18 protein-coding genes, 1 pseudogene and 1 riboswitch are annotated in these 20,030 nt (G+C 37.6%); of the genes and pseudogenes, 15 read left to right on the plus strand and 4 right to left on the minus strand.

The window, feature by feature from the left end:
* Nucleotides 1-38 precede the first annotated feature (38 nt).
* From QFZ28_RS25320 to QFZ28_RS25335, 4 genes and pseudogenes are all read left to right on the plus strand, one after another.
* A complete protein-coding gene (locus tag QFZ28_RS25320; protein ID WP_192651042.1) occupies nt 39-980 on the plus strand; it encodes a carbohydrate ABC transporter permease in 942 nt (313 codons plus the stop codon).
* Nucleotides 977-1,810 (plus strand): carbohydrate ABC transporter permease, encoded by an 834-nt coding sequence (locus QFZ28_RS25325; protein ID WP_307197394.1) that lies wholly within the window; start codon nt 977-979, stop codon nt 1,808-1,810. The genes QFZ28_RS25320 and QFZ28_RS25325 overlap by 4 nt, the downstream gene beginning before the upstream one ends.
* Nucleotides 1,811-1,822: 12 nt before the next feature.
* Nucleotides 1,823-3,256 (plus strand): glycoside hydrolase family 32 protein, encoded by a 1,434-nt coding sequence (locus QFZ28_RS25330; protein ID WP_307197395.1) that lies wholly within the window; start codon nt 1,823-1,825, stop codon nt 3,254-3,256.
* Nucleotides 3,257-3,342: 86 nt separating this feature from the next.
* Nucleotides 3,343-3,435, plus strand: a pseudogene (locus QFZ28_RS25335) (fructokinase); the annotation flags it as partial.
* Nucleotides 3,436-3,498: 63 nt separating this feature from the next.
* On the opposite strand, the gene QFZ28_RS25340 reads toward QFZ28_RS25335, so the two are convergent.
* Complete coding sequence (locus QFZ28_RS25340; protein ID WP_307197396.1) at nt 3,499-4,617, minus strand: PTS transporter subunit EIIC; 1,119 nt, start codon at nt 4,615-4,617, stop codon at nt 3,499-3,501.
* 209 nt (nt 4,618-4,826) lie between these two features.
* Here QFZ28_RS25340 and QFZ28_RS25345 point away from each other — a divergent pair, with 209 nt between their 5' ends.
* Nucleotides 4,827-6,050, plus strand: coding sequence for a helix-turn-helix transcriptional regulator (locus QFZ28_RS25345; protein ID WP_307197397.1), 1,224 nt, complete (start codon nt 4,827-4,829; stop codon nt 6,048-6,050).
* Nucleotides 6,051-6,130: 80 nt separating this feature from the next.
* Here QFZ28_RS25345 and QFZ28_RS25350 read toward each other — a convergent pair whose 3' ends face one another.
* Nucleotides 6,131-6,571, minus strand: a complete 441-nt coding sequence (locus tag QFZ28_RS25350) for a YaiI/YqxD family protein (RefSeq protein ID WP_307197398.1) — start codon at nt 6,569-6,571, stop codon at nt 6,131-6,133.
* 227 nt (nt 6,572-6,798) lie between these two features.
* On the opposite strand from QFZ28_RS25350, the gene rpiA reads away from it, so the two are divergent.
* From rpiA to QFZ28_RS25375, 5 genes are all read left to right on the plus strand, one after another.
* Complete coding sequence (gene rpiA / locus QFZ28_RS25355; RefSeq protein WP_307197399.1) at nt 6,799-7,467, plus strand: ribose-5-phosphate isomerase RpiA; 669 nt, start codon at nt 6,799-6,801, stop codon at nt 7,465-7,467.
* 358 nt (nt 7,468-7,825) lie between these two features.
* On the plus strand, nt 7,826-8,485 hold the full coding sequence (gene fsa / locus QFZ28_RS25360; protein WP_307197400.1) for a fructose-6-phosphate aldolase: 660 nt from the start codon (nt 7,826-7,828) through the stop codon (nt 8,483-8,485).
* A gap of 293 nt (nt 8,486-8,778) precedes the next feature.
* Nucleotides 8,779-9,207 (plus strand): MarR family winged helix-turn-helix transcriptional regulator, encoded by a 429-nt coding sequence (locus QFZ28_RS25365; RefSeq protein WP_307197401.1) that lies wholly within the window; start codon nt 8,779-8,781, stop codon nt 9,205-9,207.
* Between the two features lie 57 nt (nt 9,208-9,264).
* Nucleotides 9,265-9,684: a DoxX family protein gene (locus QFZ28_RS25370; protein ID WP_307197402.1), complete on the plus strand. Its 420-nt coding sequence runs from the start codon at nt 9,265-9,267 to the stop codon at nt 9,682-9,684.
* Nucleotides 9,685-9,879: 195 nt separating this feature from the next.
* The gene (locus QFZ28_RS25375; RefSeq protein WP_307197403.1) at nt 9,880-10,512 is read left to right on the plus strand and encodes an FMN-dependent NADH-azoreductase; all 633 of its coding nucleotides are present in this window, start codon (nt 9,880-9,882) and stop codon (nt 10,510-10,512) included.
* Nucleotides 10,513-10,573: 61 nt separating this feature from the next.
* Here the strand turns inward: QFZ28_RS25375 and QFZ28_RS25380 are convergent, their stop codons facing one another.
* Entirely contained in the window at nt 10,574-11,338 is a 765-nt protein-coding gene (locus tag QFZ28_RS25380; RefSeq protein WP_307197404.1) for an IclR family transcriptional regulator, read from the minus strand.
* A 169-nt stretch (nt 11,339-11,507) separates the two neighbouring features.
* On the opposite strand from QFZ28_RS25380, the gene QFZ28_RS25385 reads away from it, so the two are divergent.
* On the plus strand, nt 11,508-12,572 hold the full coding sequence (locus QFZ28_RS25385; RefSeq protein ID WP_307197405.1) for a Gfo/Idh/MocA family protein: 1,065 nt from the start codon (nt 11,508-11,510) through the stop codon (nt 12,570-12,572).
* A 55-nt stretch (nt 12,573-12,627) separates the two neighbouring features.
* Here QFZ28_RS25385 and thiC read toward each other — a convergent pair whose 3' ends face one another.
* Entirely contained in the window at nt 12,628-14,406 is a 1,779-nt protein-coding gene (gene thiC, locus QFZ28_RS25390; RefSeq protein ID WP_307197406.1) for a phosphomethylpyrimidine synthase ThiC, read from the minus strand.
* 144 nt (nt 14,407-14,550) lie between these two features.
* Nucleotides 14,551-14,665, minus strand: a riboswitch (TPP riboswitch).
* Nucleotides 14,666-15,383: 718 nt separating this feature from the next.
* Here thiC and QFZ28_RS25395 point away from each other — a divergent pair.
* The 4 genes from QFZ28_RS25395 (at nt 15,384) to QFZ28_RS25410 (ending at nt 19,963) form a co-directional block, all read left to right on the plus strand.
* Entirely contained in the window at nt 15,384-16,097 is a 714-nt protein-coding gene (locus tag QFZ28_RS25395; RefSeq protein WP_307197407.1) for a CAP domain-containing protein, read from the plus strand.
* A 332-nt stretch (nt 16,098-16,429) separates the two neighbouring features.
* The gene (locus QFZ28_RS25400) at nt 16,430-17,362 is read left to right on the plus strand and encodes an LCP family glycopolymer transferase (protein ID WP_307197408.1); all 933 of its coding nucleotides are present in this window, start codon (nt 16,430-16,432) and stop codon (nt 17,360-17,362) included.
* A gap of 235 nt (nt 17,363-17,597) precedes the next feature.
* The gene (locus tag QFZ28_RS25405) at nt 17,598-18,260 is read left to right on the plus strand and encodes a hypothetical protein (protein ID WP_307197409.1); all 663 of its coding nucleotides are present in this window, start codon (nt 17,598-17,600) and stop codon (nt 18,258-18,260) included.
* Entirely contained in the window at nt 18,260-19,963 is a 1,704-nt protein-coding gene (locus QFZ28_RS25410; protein WP_307197410.1) for a GMC family oxidoreductase N-terminal domain-containing protein, read from the plus strand. The genes QFZ28_RS25405 and QFZ28_RS25410 overlap by 1 nt, the downstream gene beginning before the upstream one ends.
* The last annotated feature ends 67 nt before the right edge of the window (nt 19,964-20,030 follow it).

Here is a 20,030-nt window from a genome sequence, read left to right on the forward strand (position 1 = left end):
ACCTCACCTCTTACGCTTTTTTAAAAGGGGTGTGAACTATGAAGAAATTTATCAAACGTTTTGTAAAAGTGAGAAATACAACCGAACACTTCAGACATAGCGAACATTATAAAACAAGAGATATCGTGTCCGCTTACGGATTTTTAACACCTGCTTTAATTCTAGCGATTCTTTTCATTGTATTACCAATTATTTTAGCGTTTACGTACGGCTTTACGGACTACTATTTATTAAAACCAAACGACAAAGAATTTAATGGACTTGAAAACTTTAAGCGAATGATGACAGATGAAGTGTTGATCCAAAGTTTTAAAAACACGATTAAGTTTGTGGTATTTGTTGTTCCTCTGCAACTGTCGATGGCACTTGGACTTGCGCTGATTGTCAACAAAAAAATCAGAGGCGTAGGGTTCTTCCGTACCGCCTATTTTTCACCAGCTGTTTTATCACTTGTTGTCATCTCAATCCTATGGACGGTCATGTTAAACCCAACATCTGGATTAATGAATGAACTCCTTGCGAATGTTGGGATTTCAAAGCAGCCTTTCCTCTCAAGTGCCTCTCAAGCAATGTATACGATCATTGCGATCTCTGCATGGTCAGGGTGTGGGTATCAAATGATGATCTTTTTAGCAGGACTTAAAAATATTGATGGAAGCCTTTATGAAGCAGCGGACATTGACGGAGCCAATGCGTTCCAAAAGTTTTTATTTATCACCATTCCGTCATTAAAACCCATTCTGATGTTTTTAGTGATCACCACCACGATTCAGGCGTTTAAACTCATTGTTCAACCGATGGTTATGACAGGTGGAGGTCCGGATTACTCAACGATTACCATTTTGCAATACATTTATGAGTATGGATTCCGTCACCGAAACATTGGATATGCAAGTGCCATTACATTAGTATTCACGATTTTCTTAGTCGTTATCTCAATCATTATTAAAAAGCTATTTAGAGAGGAGAAAGCAGCATGAAAATTGTAAAGAAAACCTTGTTTTATATCTTGGCGTCTCTTGTGGCATTACAATTTTTACTTCCTCTTATTTGGATGATTCTTTCTTCATTTAAAATCGATGAAGTGATTTACAGAGATATTGATACAATCTTTGCCTTTGTTCCAAGATTTTCTGATCTTTCGTTTGATTCCTATGTGGAGTTATTAGGTTTTTATAACATCTTTAAGAACGTTGGAAATAGTTTGATTTATGCATCCGTTACAGTGGTTGTAGGATTAACCATCAATTCATTGGCAGGATATGCTCTAGCAAGATTTAAATTTCCATATAAAGATTGGATTTTAATTTTTATTATCGCACTTATGATTGTGCCAATTGAAGCGACCATTCTTCCCTTGTTTTTAGTGGTAAATGAAATGGGATTAATCAACACGATTCCAGGTTATTTGATGCCATTTATCATCAATGTGATGAACATATTCTTATTCAGACAACATTTCTTATCCTTCCCTGGTGAATTGATTGAATCAGGAAAAATTGATGGACTAAGTGAAGTAGGATGTTTCTTTCGAATCGTCATGCCATCAAGCTTAACTATGTATATTACAGTTGGAATTTTAACGTTCTTAGCATCATGGAACGATTTCTTATGGCCGGTTATGGCGTTATCAAACGCAGATTTGATGCCAATTCAAGTTGCCCTTAATGCGGTTTTTGCTGACACGTATAACATTTTCACAAGTCACATGATGGCAGCACTAACAATCGTAACGATTCCAATTGTTATTCTTTATATCATTTTCCAAAAATACATTGTGGAAGGTTCCATGCAAAGTGGAATTAAATAAAAGAGGTGCCCTATGAATCGACTACAAAAAGCAAACGACTATATCAAAGAAAACAAACATAAAACCAATAACCGCCCCCTTTTTCACTTTTCACCAGAAATCGGATGGCTCAATGACCCAAATGGTTTTTCCTTTTACAAAGGGAAATACCAGCTCTTTTATCAGTATTACCCGTATGACATTGTATGGAATGACATGCATTGGGGTCATGCAACAACAAATGATTTTGTCAATTGGGAGTACCTTCCCGTAGCGATGGCCAATGACAAAGCGTATGATGCAAACGGATGTTTTTCTGGAAGTGCAATTGAAAAGGATGGGAAGCTCTATCTCATTTATACAGGTCATATTGATCCTAACTTAGGGTTTGATAAAGATGAATCACAAATTGCTGAACGTCAGTGTGTTGCAGTATCAGACGATGGTATCCATTTCGAGAAATACAAATTAAATCCTGTAATTGGAGAAAAGGAATTGCCAGAAGGGTATCTCATTTGTGATTTTAGAGACCCTAAAGTGTTAGAGCGTGACGGGATATACTACTGTGTATTAGCGGTAAGAAACGCGGAACGACGTGGTGAAATCATCATGTTCCAATCAAAGGATTTACTACAGTGGAGCTTTCATTCTTCTATTTTTCAATTGCCATTTGAAGAAAATACGTTACTAGAATGTCCAGATCTCTTCCACTTAGACGGAAAAGATGTGCTAATTTTCTCAGAAATGCCATGCGACCCTGAATTTGACGGAGAAGTAGAGAAAAAGACGTCTTATGTGATTGGACACTTGGATTTTGAAAACGGAGCATTCACTCCTGAGTCAAAGGGTTTGCTAGATTATGCAACGTTTTACGCACCTCAAACAACGGACGGTCAAAACGAAGAGAGACTTTTAATTGGATGGATGCATCGTTGGACAAAAGCAACACCACCAAAAGAGTACGGCTATAACGGCATGATGAGTTTACCAAGAAAGTTACACATCAAAAACAACACATTGATCCAACAAGCCTATATTAGCCATGACGATTATTTCACACCCGTTGCTGTTCATGAACATGTTTCATTAAATGAGGACTTGCAAATTGAAAGCGGAAGAACAGGATATTTATCCCTATCACTTTTATCTAATAGTGAATCGTTTGTTGTTGAATTAAACAAGAAAGATAAAACAGCAACACGCGTGAGTGTGGATCCATCATCCAATTCTGTTGTGATTACTTCTGATTATGGAGATAGTGAACCAATTACCGTACGTGACTGTTTTAACAATGAAGAAAACACACTAGAATTTTATGTGGATCTTCATTCAGTTGAAATCTTTGTGAATAAGGGAGAAAAAGTCGTAACATTTACGGCATATGAAAAAGAAAAAGGAACAAGCATTATCCTTTCAGGAAAAGGAGCCCAAATAAAAGAAGTTCGTTACGAGATGTTTAGTTCTTAATAAACGAAATAAAACAGCTCTGTTTAACAACAGGGCTGTTTTATTTATACATATAGGAGGAAAATCTATGAGCAATTGAAGAAGGAGTCCTAAGGAAGCAGCCAGAAGATACATATGAAGGACACTGTCCGTATCATAACACATGTTTTGACGGACTAGCTGCAGGACCTGCCATACAGCTCGTAAAGGACTTTTAATACTTTCAGGTTTAACACCAAAAAAATTTTGGGTAAAACCACCATCTACTTTGAATTCTTGCCTTCATAGCCTAGAAGATACGTCAATAAAAATCCAATCGCAAAAGCAGCGCCAATTCCAATTAAATATTCCCAAACTGGTGTAAATGCAGGAATGGAAAGTACACTTGGAAGAACAAAGTCATTCATTACAACTCCGACACTTCCATTGATTGCCCCGCCTATTGCTGCCGCAATGATAACATATATCATGGTTTTTCGGTAGCGAAGGATGATACCATAATTGATTGCTTCGGTTGTTCCGGCCAATGCGCCAGGAACGATTCCGCTTGCTGCTAGAGCCTTCAAATCTTTATCACGTGTTTTTAGGAAAACAGCCATTCCGATTCCCACTTGTGCAAATGGAGCTGCCGCCGCCATGGCAATAATAGGGTCTGGACCCGTTGCCAGATTGACAATAGCTAATGGAATAATGGTCCAATGCAAGCCCATAATGGTTAGGAACGTCCAAGAAGCACCTAAAACAGCCCCTGCTAAAAGTCCGCTTTTGCCGCTTAGGAAATTAATGACCGAACCTAATCCTTCTCCTAGAAGAGTACCGATAGGACCAAACACCAGCATCGTTAGTGGAACGAGAATAATTAATGAAATCATAGGGTTGATAAACATTTGGATATCTTTATAAATAACTTTCTTTAAGAAGCGATCTACACCTGCATACACAAACATTGCAATAAAAATTGGAAAAACAGTAGAAGAATAATCTGCTAATAAGACTGGAAGGCCAAAAAAGTCGATGGTCTTCACATCGTTTTCAACAAGGTGCATAATTTCAGGAGTCAGAATAGAGGCACCAATAACACCGCCTACATATCCGTTTGCACCCAATTTAAGCGCAATGGATATTCCGAGAAACAAGGGAAGAAAGTGAAAAATGGCATCTCCGGCAGCTGATAAAATAATATAGGCACCGCTTTCATTGGACAGCCAGCCGATAGTGTTTAATACCGATAATAATGCTTTTAATAGACCAGCACCGGCAAGAACGCCGATAATTGGGGCGAAACTTCCTGAGATAACACCTAAGACTTTAGCCAATTTCGTTTCTTTTGTCTGATTGGGTGAATGTATTTGATCAGGATGAATTTGTTTTTGATTACTCATAGTTGTTTTTCACACTCCCATATCCTTTATCTTTTGCTTTAGTTTCCGGTATTACTATCACTTAAATCATAAATATTTTTTAACGCTTTCATTTTACATAGTCTTGATTGAAATCGTTTATGCAATATTAGTATAATGAACTCAAAAATTTATCAGTAGGATTTATTTGATAATATCTGGACAGAAAATGTTTTTTTGCAAGTGTCCATTTGGAGGAACGTCACCTGGAACAATCAAAAATCGTCTCAACAGCAATGAAAATACAACATATAACCAATTTAAATACATATGTATTGAATCGAAATCGGGAGCTTGTTTACCATTATGAAATGATTATTATCCCAGCCTTCATGCCGGGTTCAAGGAGGAGAGATGTTTTATTTTTGTATGACACTATCGAGCAGCGAGGACAACTGTATTCCTATATAAATGAATGGGACTTACACTATTTCGGATATTCCTTCTTCGAAAGGGATGAAGTCTATACCATTATTATCGGCCCTTATTTTGACAAGACACCGAATTTATTCCTTTTGTCAAAGGAATATCGTCTCTCAGGAACACAACGTGAGGATTTAAGGCTGATAGCAGTTAAAATTGATGTACTAACTGTTGACGAGGCAAGCAGTTATGGAAGTGTCCTTCAGCAGTTTATAAACATGATGGAGCAGGAATTGGCCCCAGTCGTTATTTTTTCTAAAAAAAGCAGCGGTTCTGTTCTCAATCAGGAGGACCACCTTAACGTTGATGAAGAAGCCGAAATCGTTAAATTGAGGTATAAGACGGAAAAAAATTTTATGCATGCGGTTGAATGTGGAGATAAAAAAACGGCGCTGGCACTCATTAATTCTCAAAATATGCTGTTTTCTTTTTCAGAACGTTTTCCAAATCAGCCGTTGCAACGACTCAAAAATGTGGCCATTATACTAAATACTCTTCTGCGGATGGCGGCAAGAAATAGTCATGTACCTGCCATTATGATTCACCGGATTTCAGAAAAGTTTGCCTATGATATTGTAAAGGCGAATCAAGTTGAAACACTGCAGCAGTTAGAAGATCGAATGATTGAGGAATATTGCGATTTAGTTATCTCAAACTCATTAAGTAAATACACCTATATGACTCAACAGGTGATTGAGTACATCCACAGTTTTTATAATCAACCAATCATTAAAGAAGAGTTGGCAGCAAAACTGTCTATCCATCCTAGTCATCTGTCCCGCAAATTTAAAGAAGAAACAAAGATGACACTAACTGCTTACCAGCAGATGTTACGAATTAACCAGGCTAAACATTTGTTAAAAACAGAGAATCTAACTGTTGAGGAAATTGCCTGGACGATAGGCTACGAAGATCCTTCCTACTTTGCAAGAGTCTTTAAAAAGGAAACAGGAAGGTCTCCCTCTCAATATCGAGATGAGGCTGTAGAATAAGAAAAGTAAAGTAGAAAGGTTAGGAAATGGAGAAGGGACATAACCAGGGGCAAGGGTTCCTTTAATTGGAGGAACAATTTTTAAGATAAAATCGTGCTTTTAAAAAGCCCCCTAAATTTCTCCTTATCTTCTGCTGTGAAAGGTTTTGGACCCTTTGTACGCTTTCCGCCTTTTCGAGCCATTGCACTCAAATAACGTGTTTGTAATAATTGGTCAATGTTTTCATTTGTATAGGTATACCCAGTATGGTGAAGAACTGTACACCCTTTTGCCAATCCTAAAGAAGCGAGACCATAATCTTGGGTAATGATTATATCACCTGTTTTTGCTAACTTCATAATCCGATAATCCGCCGCATCTGCTCCAGAATCGACATATATCGTTTCCACACCTGATGGTTGTTCCGCAGTCGAAAAATGAGAAAAGCTAGTAACTAGAATTACAGGTATATCAGCCTTGGTACCTTCTGAGATAATAATATCCTTTACCGGACAAGCATCTGCATCAACATAAATTTTCATCATTATCTCTCCTATAAATTTTATGGGAACTTCAATTAAAGAAACACATGGTAGAGAGGGATAGTGCGATTAGTCATTTCCACCTCATTAAGAAAATATACAACTCTTAGAGGTGGAGTAAGAATAAGAAAAGTATATCACGCTATCCAGATTAGGACTGAGTGATTTTTTAAATAATGGACAAATTATCAATGTAGTATCCAGCTTCGTTGAAGGGGGACAAAGCCTTGAATGAAAAAAAGGTCGTTGGAGAAAAAGCTGTAGAGTACGTAAAAGATGGGATGGTAGTTGGACTGGGTACAGGGTCAACTGCATTTTATTTCATTACTAAACTTGGCGAATTAGTACAGCAAGGACTAAGCATTAAGGGAGTCCCTACTTCTAAGCAAACAGAAAAATTAGCAAGTGAACTTGGCATCCCACTTGTTTCATTCAATGAGATAGAGCAAATTGATCTGGCAGTCGATGGAGCAGATGAAGTCGATCCAGAGTTAAATCTCATTAAAGGAGGCGGAGGGGCGCTTTTAAGAGAGAAAATTATCGCAAAGGCTTCTAAGACTTTTATTGTCATTGCGGACTCCCACAAAAATGTAGATACATTAGGATTTTTTCCACTGCCAATAGAAGTGGTCCCATACGGATTTAAAATGACAATGAAGCATATCCGAGATCTTGGCAGCACAACGAAGTTACGACAGCATCAGGGGAATCCTTTTTTAACTGATAACGGTAACTATATTGTGGACACCAGTTTTCAAAAAATTAGGCAGCCAAAAGAATTAGAGAAAAATCTAAACCTCATACCCGGCGTGGTGGACAGTGGCTTATTTGTTGAAATGGCAGATGCTGCTATTACCATTATTGATAAAAAACTTGTAACCCAAGTTCGTAAATAGTGTTAGCAGAGAATTCGAAATCAAAAAGGGTGCACGAAATTTGAAACAATGGTTTACTTTTTAAAAATTCATGGCTGATAAAAATTGACTGAGATTGCTTTGTTTAAAATATTCAAATTATAAAGAAATTAAAGGGATTCTGCATTGCTTTAGGAATGAAAATGGTCGGAAGATAAACTTTAGTTCTCATAAAAAGCAACACCAGTCATTGCATTGTCCTTAATAATAAGCTATCGTTCATCTAGAGGATGGCGCCTTGCTGGTAAATTTGTGGACACATAAGAGTCGATTTTAGTGGACAAGCTGTCGAAAAGAGTTAAAATAATCATATATTTATAAAAATTGGAGGAAAAGATTAATGAAATTTTTTATCGATACTGCAAATCTTGAAGAAATTAAAAAAGCCTATAAAATTGGCGTATTATCAGGAGTAACAACAAACCCGTCTTTAGTAGCTAAAGAAGGCGTGAAATTTGAAGATCGTATTGCTGAAATTTTAAATGCCGTACCAGAGGTTGAGTCTGTTTCAGCAGAGGTAACACCAAACGCGTTGACAGCTGAACAAATGATTGCGGAAGCAGATGAGCTTATTAAAATTAACGGTGGCGATAAGAATATTACCATCAAACTTCCAATGACACTTGATGGGTTAGAGGCTTGCCGCTATTTAACTAAAAAAGGTGTTAAAACAAATGTTACACTTATTTTTAGTGTGAACCAAGCATTATTGGCTGCGCGTGCAGGAGCTACATATGTTTCACCTTTCTTAGGCCGTTTAGATGATATTAACGAAGATGGTGTAGAATTAGTTGCAAAAATCGCAAAGATGTTCCAGGTTCAAAACTTGGATACACAAATCATTGCAGCATCAGTTCGTCATCCTGACCATGTTACTCGTGTGGCGTTGGCAGGAGCTCATATTGCAACCATTCCATTTAAGGTTATTGAGCAATTATCAAAACATCCATTAACAGATCAAGGTCTTGAAAAATTTGCTGCTGACTGGAAAACTGTTTAATCTCGTATACATTTCACTCCTAAAGAGGGGTAACGTCGCAAACACTCTTATCTTAGTCAAAGATAAGGGTGTTTTTTTCTATGAATGAGAAAAATATCTTAGTTGACAAATGAAAAAGATAATATATAATAAAAATATCTCAATTTAAAGATATTCAAAGTTGAGATAAAACTTGTGGCACTAATCTGTCTACGTTTTAAAGAAAAGTTGTATTTGACTTATTAGTAAATTTGTATTACCATTATCTCGAATTCGAGATTAATTAATTAAAAGTATTGGCAGGAGGTGGAAATATGGAAAGGAAATGTTCAAACCAGCCATTTTTACTGTTAATGCAAACCTCAAAAGCGATTCAGGAACGAATTAGAGATGAAATGTCCATAAATAATCTTAGTATTACCGAATTTTCTGTTTTAGAGGTACTTTACTACCAAGGAAAGCAAACCATACAACAGATTGGAAATAGAATCCTAATCTCTAGCGGTTCGATGACGTATGTGATAGATAAACTTGAGGAAAAAGGAATCATAAAAAGAAACGACTGTAAAGAAGACAGGCGGGTTATTCATATAACCTTAACTGCTGATGGCATGGAATTGATGAAAAATATCATGCCGAAGTATCAAGAGATGGTTGATTCCTTTTTTGAAGATATAACAGATGATGAGTCCATGTTAATGATCAATTTTTTAAAGAAAGTACAAGCCAAAGTGAAATCATAAATTTTTTTAAATTAATATCTCGAAATTGAGACAAACAACAACTAGGAGGAAATTAAAATGATAAAAAATGAAATTGGAGCACTTATTTTACGCGTTACATTAGGAGCACTATTTTTTATTCATGGAGTTGTAAAGTTTCAAGGTGGTATAGAAAACACGGCAGGCTGGTTTGAAAGTCTTGGCTTACCAGGAGTTATGGCATATGGAGTTGCCTTACTCGAGATTATTGGGGGTATCCTATTAATTGTTGGATTGGCAACAAGACTAGTAGCTGCTTTGTTTGCCTTATTAATGATTGGAGCAACATTAAAGGCAAAATTAGCCATTGGATTATTAGGGAATGGTCAAATGGCCGGTTATGAATTAGATTTAGCATTCTTAGTTATTGCGGTTTATCTTGTTATTAATGGAAGCAAGTTATTCTCATTAAGTAAGCTGCTATTTCATCGTGATTCAGCGAACGCAAAGGCACTTTAAGAAATCTGTCTATTACGTAGAATATATATAATTATTCTGATGGGATTAATCATACCAGGACTTTATTAGTATCTCTATGGTATCTAAAACATAAATATACTATGCGAGTTTGATTGACAATAATAATAGATTAATATATTATCAATTCGAGATATATGATTTAAAAATAACTTTAATAAAGGAGATTTAAATATAATGAATGTATTAGTAGTAAAAGCAAATAACCGTCCAGCTTCCGAGGCTGTATCAAGTAAAATGTATGAAACTTTTATGGAAAACGTTGAAGGTGTGAATGTTACGACTTTCGATGTTTTTGCTGAAGATATGCCCTATTTTGGTCAAGATTTATTTAATGCTTTCGGCAAAGTACAATCAGGCGAAGAAATGACAGACCTAGAAAAACGTCTTTTAGCTGCAAAACAAAAAGCAATGGATGCTCTTACAGCAGCTGATTTAGTTGTATTCGCATTCCCATTATGGAACTTAACAATCCCAGCACCATTACAAACGTTCATTGATTATGTATACCAAGCTGGTTTTACATTCAAGTACGATGAAAATGGTCAACTTGTACAATTAATGAAAGATAAAAAAGCAGTAATCCTAAGCGCACGCGGCGGCGTTTACTCAACACCAGAAGCAGCACCAATGGAAATGGCTGCAAATTATATTAAAAACGTGGTTGGCGGCGTATTCGGTATGGAAATCATTGACGAAGTTATTATCGAAGGTCATGCTGCAAATGCAGCCCAAGCTGAACAGATTATTGCTGAGGGTCTAGAAAAAGTAAAAGAAGCAGCAAAGAAATTATCACCAGTAGCAGTATAATATTGAACTAAACCATAAGTAAGGCGCTTGGAATAAACCATATTCCAGCGCCTTTCTTTTTTTACCTGAAATGTTGATTGATTTTTTGACATGTGTTGAGAAGGGCACTAACCAGCCTTTCTTCATTCCCATAAAAACGTATAGATGGAAGCGGAATGGAGACTGCACTCCGATTACCCAATCGATCTACTACAACAGCCCCAACTGCACAAACACCTTCAATATGCTCTTCTCTTGTAAAAGCAACTCCTTCTCTTCGGACAGTTTCTAACTCCTGTAACAGTTCATTCCGATTCGTAATGGTTTTAACCGTATACCGTTTTAGCTCTTCCGGCAGCAGGTTTTCAACTTCAGCTATAGACAGCGAAGCGAGAATAGCTTTGCCGTTTGCTGTGCAATGCAAAGGAAAAGAGGCACCAGGCTGTGAGGTTGCTTGCAGGGGGTGAGCCGCAATAATTTGATCAACGAACAGAACTTTACCATTATCTAATATAGATAAATCGACCGTTTCATTAATCATATTAGAAAGCTCGATTAAAAATGGTCTCAGTTCTTCTCTTAAATCACTATGTACAGCGCCAGCAAGTCTTGCAATCTCTGGCCCAAGGCGAAAGCCGCTAGTAGGAGATGCTGCTGTGACTAGGTATTCTTGCTCTAATGCAGCTACAATTCTTTGGACGGTTGATCTAGGCAGGTCGACCTCTTTTGCTATTTGTGTAAGGCTTAGTCCTTTTGGATGCTCCTTAAGCGTCCGCAGTATTTTAGCTGCACGCGTTATAACTTGGATACTAGATGCTTTATTTTGATTTTGGTCGTTGTCGTTCAAGATATACACTCCATCCTATAACATTTCTTATATAAAATAGTACGATTAAAATTTCAAATTCAACAAATTCAGAAAAGCTATGCATATATCATCTATAATAACAAAATTATCAAGAAAGAATAATTGACAGGTTCTTTTATAATAAACTATATGAAGGAGAACGGTTGAGATGAAAAGGGAATTCGGGTTTGCTATTGTCGGAACCGGGCTCATTAGTACCACGCATTATGAGCAAATTTCAGCGATTGAAGGAGCAAAAGTGGTTGCTGTATATTCCAGAAGTGAGAGTAAAGCAAAATCCCTTGCGGAAAAGGCAGGCGCAGATTGGTATATAGACTATCAAGAAATGCTAAAGAGAAAAGATATAGATATTGTATCGATTATTACACCAAGCGGCACTCATGCTGATATGGCAATAGAGGCTGCGCGGGCAGGAAAGCATGTAATTGTTGAAAAGCCAATGGATATTTCCCTTGAAAAAGCACAGCAAATGATTGATGTATGCCGTGAACATGGTGTTAAATTGAGTGTTATCTCACAACATCGCTTTGATGCATCATCTGTGAGGATTAAAGCAGATATCGATTCAGGTCGATTCGGAAAAATGGTCCTTGGGCAAGCCTCTGTGAATTGGTATCGTCCTCAAAGCTACTATGATACTAGTAAATGGAGGGGAACAATAAAAATGGATGGAGGAGGTGTATTAATTAATCAGGCCATTCATACCATAGATTTATTTCAGTTCCTTATGGGAGAGGTGGAAAGTGTATATGCACATACTGCCATATTAGCTCATGAAGGAATTGAAGTGGAGGATGTGGCTGTTGCCACAGTGAAATTTAAAAATGGCGGATTAGGAATCATTGTTGGAACTACAACTGCTTATCCGGGCCTGTCAGCCCGCTTGGAGATTATCGGAACTACCGGTACAGCAATAATTGAGAATGATCAATTAATAAAACATTATTTACGAAATCTAAATAATGAAAGTGAAGCCATCAACTTAGCGGATAATAAAAATCATAATGGGGAAGATCGTGATCATGCATCTGTTGATCCTTCAGCTCTTGATGGAGCTTCCCATCGGTTACAGTTTATTGATATGATAAATGCTGTACAGGAGGATAGAGAACCTCTTATAAATGGTGAAGAAGGATTAAAACCACTGAAAATTATTTTAGCTATTTATCAATCCGCACGTACAGGTCAACCTATACAAATAGAGAATTTATAGATGCAAAAAAAGGGTTGGGTGCCAAAATGGCCCCAACACCTCATAACGGAAAGCGTTATTGATATAACTTACCGCCAGATTCCTTAAACTCTTCAGCTTTTTCTTTCATTCCTTTTTCTATAGCTTCTATTGTATCAAGCTTGTTGGCGTTATTCCGAATATCATGGGAAATTCTCATGCTGCAAAATTTCGGTCCACACATTGAACAGAAATGTGCTGTTTTAGCCCCTTCTGCAGGTAGGGTTTCATCATGATATTCCAAAGCACGCTCTGGATCCAAAGATAAGTTAAACTGATCTCTCCAGCGGAATTCAAACCGAGCTTTTGATAAGGCATCGTCTCTTTTGTGTGCTCCTGGATGACCTTTTGCTAAATCAGCTGCATGTGCAGCTATTTTATAAGTTATAACACCTGTACGCACATCATCTCGATTTGGCAAACCTAAATGCTCTTTTGGTGTTACATAACAAAGCATAGCCGTTCCATACCAACCAATCATGGCTGCACCAATCGCAGATGTAATATGATCATAGCCAGGAGCGATGTCGGTTGTAAGTGGGCCAAGCGTATAAAAAGGAGCTTCCTTACAAATCTCCAGTTGTTTATCCATGTTTTCTTTTATAAGGTGCATTGGTACGTGTCCTGGGCCTTCAACCATTACCTGTACATCATGCTCCCAAGCAATTTTTGTTAGTTCTCCTAGAGTTTCTAATTCCGCAAATTGTGCTTCATCATTGGCATCCGCAATTGAACCAGGACGTAGACCATCTCCTAAGGAGAATGAAACATCATACGTTTTCATAATCTCACAAATTTCTTCAAAGTGAGTATATAAAAAGTTTTCTTTATGGTGGTGAAGACACCATTGTGCCATAATAGATCCACCTCGGGATACAATACCTGTTAAACGCTTTGCTGTTAACGGAACATAGCGTAAAAGAACACCAGCATGAATGGTGAAGTAATCCACGCCTTGCTCGGCTTGTTCAATTAAGGTATCACGGTAAACCTCCCATGTAAGGTCTTCAGCAACACCATTTACTTTTTCTAGTGCTTGATAAATAGGTACGGTACCGACAGGAACAGCTGAATTGCGAATAATCCATTCCCTTGTGGTGTGAATGTTTTTACCTGTTGATAGGTCCATAATATTATCAGCACCCCAACGTGTGGCCCATGTCATTTTTTCAACCTCTTCTTCGATAGAGGAAGAAACAGCCGAATTTCCGATATTTGCATTAATTTTGACATGGAAATTACGCCCGATTATCATAGGCTCTGCCTCTGGATGATTGATATTGGAAGGAATAATGGCTCGCCCTCTAGCTACTTCTTCACGCACAAATTCAGGTTTCATATTTTCCCTTATTGCGATAAATTCCATTTCAGGAGTAATGATTCCCTTCTTTGCGTAATGAAGCTGTGTGACATTTCTTCCTTTTTTTGCACGTAATGGTTTACGCTTTAAACCAGGAAAAACGTTATGATTGGCGCGAGGATCATTCTCATCCTGGTAACCATTGTCTTCAGGTTTAATTTCCCTCCCCGTATACTCCTCAATATCCCCTCGTTCATGTATCCATGTGCTTCGAAGAGCAGGGAGACCTTTTGTAATATCCACTGAATAATTAGCGTCCGTATAAGGTCCGCTGGTATCGTAGACACGAACAGGTGGATTTTCTTCTTCGCCGAAGGTGCCAGCTGTCGGACTGAGTTCAATTTCACGCATTGGAACCTTAATATCGGGCCGTGAGCCCTCAACGTAAACTTTTTTACTACCTGAAAAACTAGACATGATGGAAATACTTTTTTCGTTTAATGAAGTGGTTGACATAGTGTAAATCTCTCCCTTGTTTTTAAAATTAGAGGGCCGAGATCTAGAATAAAATACGTGGGTAAAAATGAAGTACATAAAAAAAGCCGGATTCCATAAAGGATGGACCGGCTTTGTATGTAGAAGTATACTCAATAAATATAGAGATTATGATTCTAACTTCCCCACGCTAGTATGATCTAGATCAGGTCCAAAGGGTCAAGAAACTTCAGAGTGTTTCCCTCTCAGCCCAACTCATTGGACTCCCCTAGTTATTACTATTAAGTTTGACTTTAGTATACAAGAGTTGCTAATAAAAGGAAACCTTTTTATAAAAATATAAATCTAAAAAACTTTATAATGAGACATTTCGTCTAGTCAAAGTAGTGGGAGATATGACAATCGAAGGAAGTGCCATAGAAGATAAAAAAACTCCTAATTGATGAAATCATGATATTTTAGCGGCATTGAAAGTTATAATAAATAGAATTTATCTAAAACGACTAGATTAATCAATCAGTACATAAATGAACACGATAACTCCCAGTAACAATATGAATATCGATGTTAAGAAACCATTGTTAACTAATGCTTTCCATAGCGATTTTTTCGAATTATTCATAATGTGACCCCTTATGTTTGGTAGTTAGATATTAACATAGTACGTATGGTGAATAGTAGTTTAATTTAAGATATTTTTTTAAGATTAATATTTCTGTTAGTAATGATATTCTTCTGAAATATTTGTTAAAAACGTTCTTCTTATTAGAAGTTGTCAACCCTCTTTTTAATACAAATACTGGTAATGGTTCATTAAAATGGAATACAGGTAGATTATGAATGAATATTCTTAAAGGCTTGTATTTTAGTGGAAAAATCTGATTTGGAGCAATAAATAATTAAGATTGTTTTACATATGTTAAATCCTCCCAAAAATATGACAAAAATCATATGTTACGATGAATTTGTTAAAAACGCTAACTTTAGGAGGATTTAAAATGATTAAGAAAAAGGCTCTTTTAACCATAGCTGCTGCAGCCGCAGTTTTAATGGCAAATCCAGCATTAAATAAAGCAGAGGCTGCTACTTATATTCCTGTTGTTCAGGAAAAGGTTTATGTGTATCAAGGATCAAATCTGAATGAAATTAATAGTGTAATAGAAAAATATCTAGCTAGTTTTGGATATAAATTTTCAGTTGAGCAGCCAGTGCAGACACAACCAAATCAACCAGCACCAACACAACAGCCTGCTCAGTCAACGACACCAAAACCTGAACAGCAACAGCCTGTGACAGAAACACAACCAGCTACAACAACACAAACGGCAAGTGCTTTAAGTGTTTATGAGCAAAAAGTGGTGGAGCTAACCAATCAAGAACGTGCAAAGAATGGCTTACCTGCCCTTAAAGTAGATTTAACACTTAGCAAAATGGCACGTGAAAAATCACGTGATATGTCTGCAAATGGCTACTTTAGCCATACAAGCCCAACATACGGTTCTCCATTTGATATGATGAAAAAATACGGGATCTCGTATCGATATGCAGGTGAAAATATTGCCATGGGGCAGCGAACTCCTGAAGAAGTGGTCAAAGCTTGGATGAATAGTGAAGGGCACCGCAAGAACATCCTTAGCCCGAACTTTAACTATATTGGTGTTGGATATGTTGCACAAGGAAATTATTGGACACAAGAGTTTATCGGTAAATAGATCTAATAAAAATGGCCTGGGGATAAAGTTTTTCCCCAGGCTTTTTTTAGTGCAATCTTATATATTTTGCAGTGTTTGTAGACTTTTAGAAAGAAATGAAAATCACTAATCGACAAAAAATTTTCTAGGAAATAAATAAAGTTGGTTTTACTAAAGGGGCGAATCTGACTTTAACTAAGCATTTGTTTAACAATATTTCCTCCAAATTATGTCGATAACCTAGTAAATATGTAAAGTAAAAAACAATAAATCGACATGTCCCTGTAATTCCTTTGACACAACCCTTTGGTAACCTATTTTTAAAATGCTGATTTTGGTTAGGAGACCATGAAATGAGAACGAGAAAAAGGCGGAGGCTTAACTGGCGAAATATAATAGGCTTGTTTTTATTTATTCTGCTTATTGCCGGTGGCATTTATGGGTTTACAGTCTATCATTCATTTAATAAGGCAGCAGCAACTATGCATGAACCGCTCGAAGACAAACAAAGTAAGAAGAAGCAGCCTGAAGCCTTAGAAAAGAAAGAACCATTTTCTGTTTTAATGCTTGGTGTGGATGAACGGGAAGGGGATAGCGGCCGTTCTGACACGATGATTGTGTTAACAGTAAACCCAAACAATAATTCTGTAAAAATGCTGAGTATTCCAAGAGATACCATGACAGAGATTGTCGGTAAGGGGACAGAAGATAAAATCAACCATGCTTACGCATTTGGCGGTGTTTCAATGGCGGTAGATACGGTCGAGGAGTTCCTTGATATTCCAATAGATTATTATGTGAAAATTAATATGGAAGGTTTTAAGGATATTGTTGATACCGTGGGCGGAATTAATGTCGAGAATGATCTTGCTTTTGAAGTAGAGGAATTTAATTTTCCTGCTGGTAAGATTCATCTGAATGGCGAGGAAGCACTAACTTTTATTAGAATGAGATATGATGATCCGAATGGCGACTTCGGCCGTCAAGAACGTCAACGCCAAGTGATTCAAGCAGTAATCAAAGAGGGTGCAAGCATCTCAAGCTTATCGAAAGCCCCGGATATCTTTCAAGCGATTGGCAGCAATGTCAAAACGAATCTTACCTTCGAAGAAATGATTAACATTCAAAAGAATTATAAAGAAGCTGGAAAAAACATCGAACAGCTGACCATACAATTAGAAGGAAAAATGATTGAAAATATCTATTATGGAATCGTAACAATAGCAGAACAACAGCGTATTCAAGATGAATTGAAATCACAATTAGAAATGAATATTGATAGCTGATTTTATTAGTATATAAATCCGATTAAAGGACTGGCGATGATTATCATACCCAGTCCTTTTTTCTATTCCTGAATGGTTAACTATACAAAAGAGTGTCATCACTGTTCGCCATATTAATTTTCATATAATGATAGGGGCATTTTCTTTACCAACTAATTTCCATACATAGAAAAATGAAAACATAAATATTAATAGGAAGGGTAAGAAACCCATTCTTAAATAAAGGGTGTGAAAAATGTTGGGGATAAGTGAAGGTGAACGTTCTTTGAATCGTTATATCAAGTCCACTTTTCAGGCACTAGTTCATGCTATCATTCCAACCCATCTTAAATATAAAGAGTATATAGGAACTGTTCACGTGGCAGGTGCACAGGAATTACATGTTTATGAGTATGTTATTTGGATATTAGATCATTCAATTTCTCTCCAGGTAAAAGAGCAGCTTAATTTAGTTAATAGTTCCATGTTGAAATCCACTGCTGAATTGCTGGACGCTGGAGCTGCCCAATTAATCCAGAAGGGGCAGATTCTTTATCCATTAAATGTAACAGCATATCCTAACGGCGGTCCTTTCTCTGCACTTTCGCCAATAGATAGGTTAAGGGCGATTACCCTAATAGAACGACTAGAAATTAATCTTAAAAACTTGAGTATTCCATACAAAAATAACCCGGGACTCGTTCGAAATATGATGGATGTACTAAATGAACTTCCCATGTTTGGCTACTATTCAGAATGGACAGCGTACGGAACAACACGACTATTTTCTCCTGAATATAGAAGAGTCGAATATTTTCCACTTGGATGGGAACTGACCCAATATCCAGGCCCATCTTTTGGATACCGGGATTTTCGCGGGTTCTTAGCCATCATCCAGCACAAGAAGGTGGTTGACTAATGGCTAATCAAGACGTGATTGTAATTGGTGCTGGCGGTGGAGGAGCAGTTATAGCTAAAGAGCTGGGAGAAAAGGGATTAAAGGTTTTGGTTTTAGAAGCTGGCCCCTGGTACGGGAATAAAAAGTGGCCCCATCCAAATTTACAGCCCGGAGGAGTATCCAGTTCCACAACAGATGATTTGGATGTCATGCTCTATAAACAATTGTTGAACAAGTTTGAAATGAATATGAATGATTTAGTTTCAGGAAGGTTTCGATGGGGACCGGCGGATCGAAGTCGTTCCCAATGGTTTCGGAACGCTAACCAAAAAGGCGTAATTTGGCAATGCTCCGGTGTTGGAGGAACAACCCAAACCTATACGGCTAATTGTCCCCGGGCATATCCAGCAGCAATCGATAATGTCTGGCCGATTTCTTACCGGGAACTTGTACCATATTATGAAAAGGTGGAAGCGACATTACCGGTGAACTTCGCTGCCACCACGGCAAAGGAAGAATTATTTTATTATGGTGCAAAGAAGGCTGGATGGAATTTGATTCCTACACTGGATGTGACAGGTCCAGGGTATAGGCCGCAGCCGAATGCCATTTTGCCTCCTAATGAAAATATCACAAATCCAAACATCACTGACGAACAATTATCCTGGATGGAAGGCTGTACGCTTGCGGGACATTGCATCAACGGCTGTCCACATGGCCCATCTATGGATAAAATTGCAAAACGGTCCACAAATGTCAGCTATGTGCCACTTGCCTTAAAAACAGGAAATGTCTGTATTAGACCAAATGCCTTTGTTATAAAAATAGTAACAGAAAATAACCCGTCAAAAGGGCTCCATGCTATTGGAGTCAATATTAGGGATACTTGGACGGGGGAGCAGGAAGAGCTAAGGGCAGAAATCATTGTAATGGCCTCCGGAAGCATTGAAAGTCCACGGCTTTGGTTAAATTCAGGACTGCCTGATAATCCATGGGTAGGGAGAGGATTGGTTAATCATTATATGGATTGGGTATCCGGAATATTTGATGAAAAAGATTTGATCCCAATATTGGGAACTTCAGATATTAATCCCTTTGTAGGGAATACATGTGGGGCAAGGATGGATTATCCCGGACTTGGAGCGCTGCAGTCGGTTGGGATGAGTCCGGGATTAACCGCTTCTTTCTATGGAGTGAGTGAGTCTGGATACTCTTTCCTAAACAAGCCTGACCTGAATGATCCATGGGATATAAAGGGGCGTCTATACGGTTATGAATTAAAAGAATCAATGGACGCCTACCGTAGAACTTTGAATATTTTGGTGAGTACCGATGATGATGTAGATCAGAGGAACGGGATTACTCTCGATCCGTTAATTAGTGATGAAAATGGATTTGTTCCTGTTGTGACTTATCAGCCAACCAAACAATCCAGCAGGAGACGAAGCGAACTGGTTAAAATGGCAGCAGACCTGTTACGAAAAGCGGGGGCAAAAAAAATAATATGGTCAAATTGGCCAACTGGAATGATGATTCATATTGAAAGTACAATGCGTATGGGCTTTGTCGTTAATCAGGATTGCGAATCATTTCAAGTAAAACGGTTATATATCGCTGACAACAGCGTCCATTACAATAGTTTGGGCGGGGTCAATCCTACCCTGACGACGCAGGCATTAGCTACCCGTACAGCGGAAAAACTATTTAAAAAGTATTTCAATTAGCATGCTTTATTGACGTAATGGAAAAGCTACCTTCATAACTAATAAAAGTTTGGTGGGATCTTTCAAC

It is taken from the genome of Neobacillus niacini, from assembly GCF_030817695.1.
Lineage (GTDB): Bacteria > Bacillota > Bacilli > Bacillales > Cytobacillaceae > Neobacillus > Neobacillus niacini_F.

Excerpts from the sequence above, each read along its gene's own strand:
- fsa (WP_307197400.1), top strand. The coding sequence starts at position 7,826 with ATGAAATTTTTTATCGATACTGCAAATCTTGAAGAAATTAAAAAAGCC.
- QFZ28_RS25330 (WP_307197395.1), top strand. The coding sequence starts at position 1,823 with ATGAATCGACTACAAAAAGCAAACGACTATATCAAAGAAAACAAACAT.
- QFZ28_RS25410 (WP_307197410.1), top strand. The coding sequence starts at position 18,260 with ATGGCTAATCAAGACGTGATTGTAATTGGTGCTGGCGGTGGAGGAGCA.
- QFZ28_RS25385 (WP_307197405.1), top strand. The coding sequence starts at position 11,508 with ATGAAAAGGGAATTCGGGTTTGCTATTGTCGGAACCGGGCTCATTAGT.
- QFZ28_RS25340 (WP_307197396.1), bottom strand. The coding sequence starts at position 4,617 with ATGAGTAATCAAAAACAAATTCATCCTGATCAAATACATTCACCCAAT.
- QFZ28_RS25370 (WP_307197402.1), top strand. The coding sequence starts at position 9,265 with ATGATAAAAAATGAAATTGGAGCACTTATTTTACGCGTTACATTAGGA.
- QFZ28_RS25350 (WP_307197398.1), bottom strand. The coding sequence starts at position 6,571 with ATGAAAATTTATGTTGATGCAGATGCTTGTCCGGTAAAGGATATTATT.
- QFZ28_RS25395 (WP_307197407.1), top strand. The coding sequence starts at position 15,384 with ATGATTAAGAAAAAGGCTCTTTTAACCATAGCTGCTGCAGCCGCAGTT.
- QFZ28_RS25365 (WP_307197401.1), top strand. The coding sequence starts at position 8,779 with ATGGAAAGGAAATGTTCAAACCAGCCATTTTTACTGTTAATGCAAACC.
- QFZ28_RS25325 (WP_307197394.1), top strand. The coding sequence starts at position 977 with ATGAAAATTGTAAAGAAAACCTTGTTTTATATCTTGGCGTCTCTTGTG.
- QFZ28_RS25405 (WP_307197409.1), top strand. The coding sequence starts at position 17,598 with ATGTTGGGGATAAGTGAAGGTGAACGTTCTTTGAATCGTTATATCAAG.
- QFZ28_RS25375 (WP_307197403.1), top strand. The coding sequence starts at position 9,880 with ATGAATGTATTAGTAGTAAAAGCAAATAACCGTCCAGCTTCCGAGGCT.
- QFZ28_RS25400 (WP_307197408.1), top strand. The coding sequence starts at position 16,430 with ATGAGAACGAGAAAAAGGCGGAGGCTTAACTGGCGAAATATAATAGGC.
- thiC (WP_307197406.1), bottom strand. The coding sequence starts at position 14,406 with ATGTCAACCACTTCATTAAACGAAAAAAGTATTTCCATCATGTCTAGT.
- QFZ28_RS25320 (WP_192651042.1), top strand. The coding sequence starts at position 39 with ATGAAGAAATTTATCAAACGTTTTGTAAAAGTGAGAAATACAACCGAA.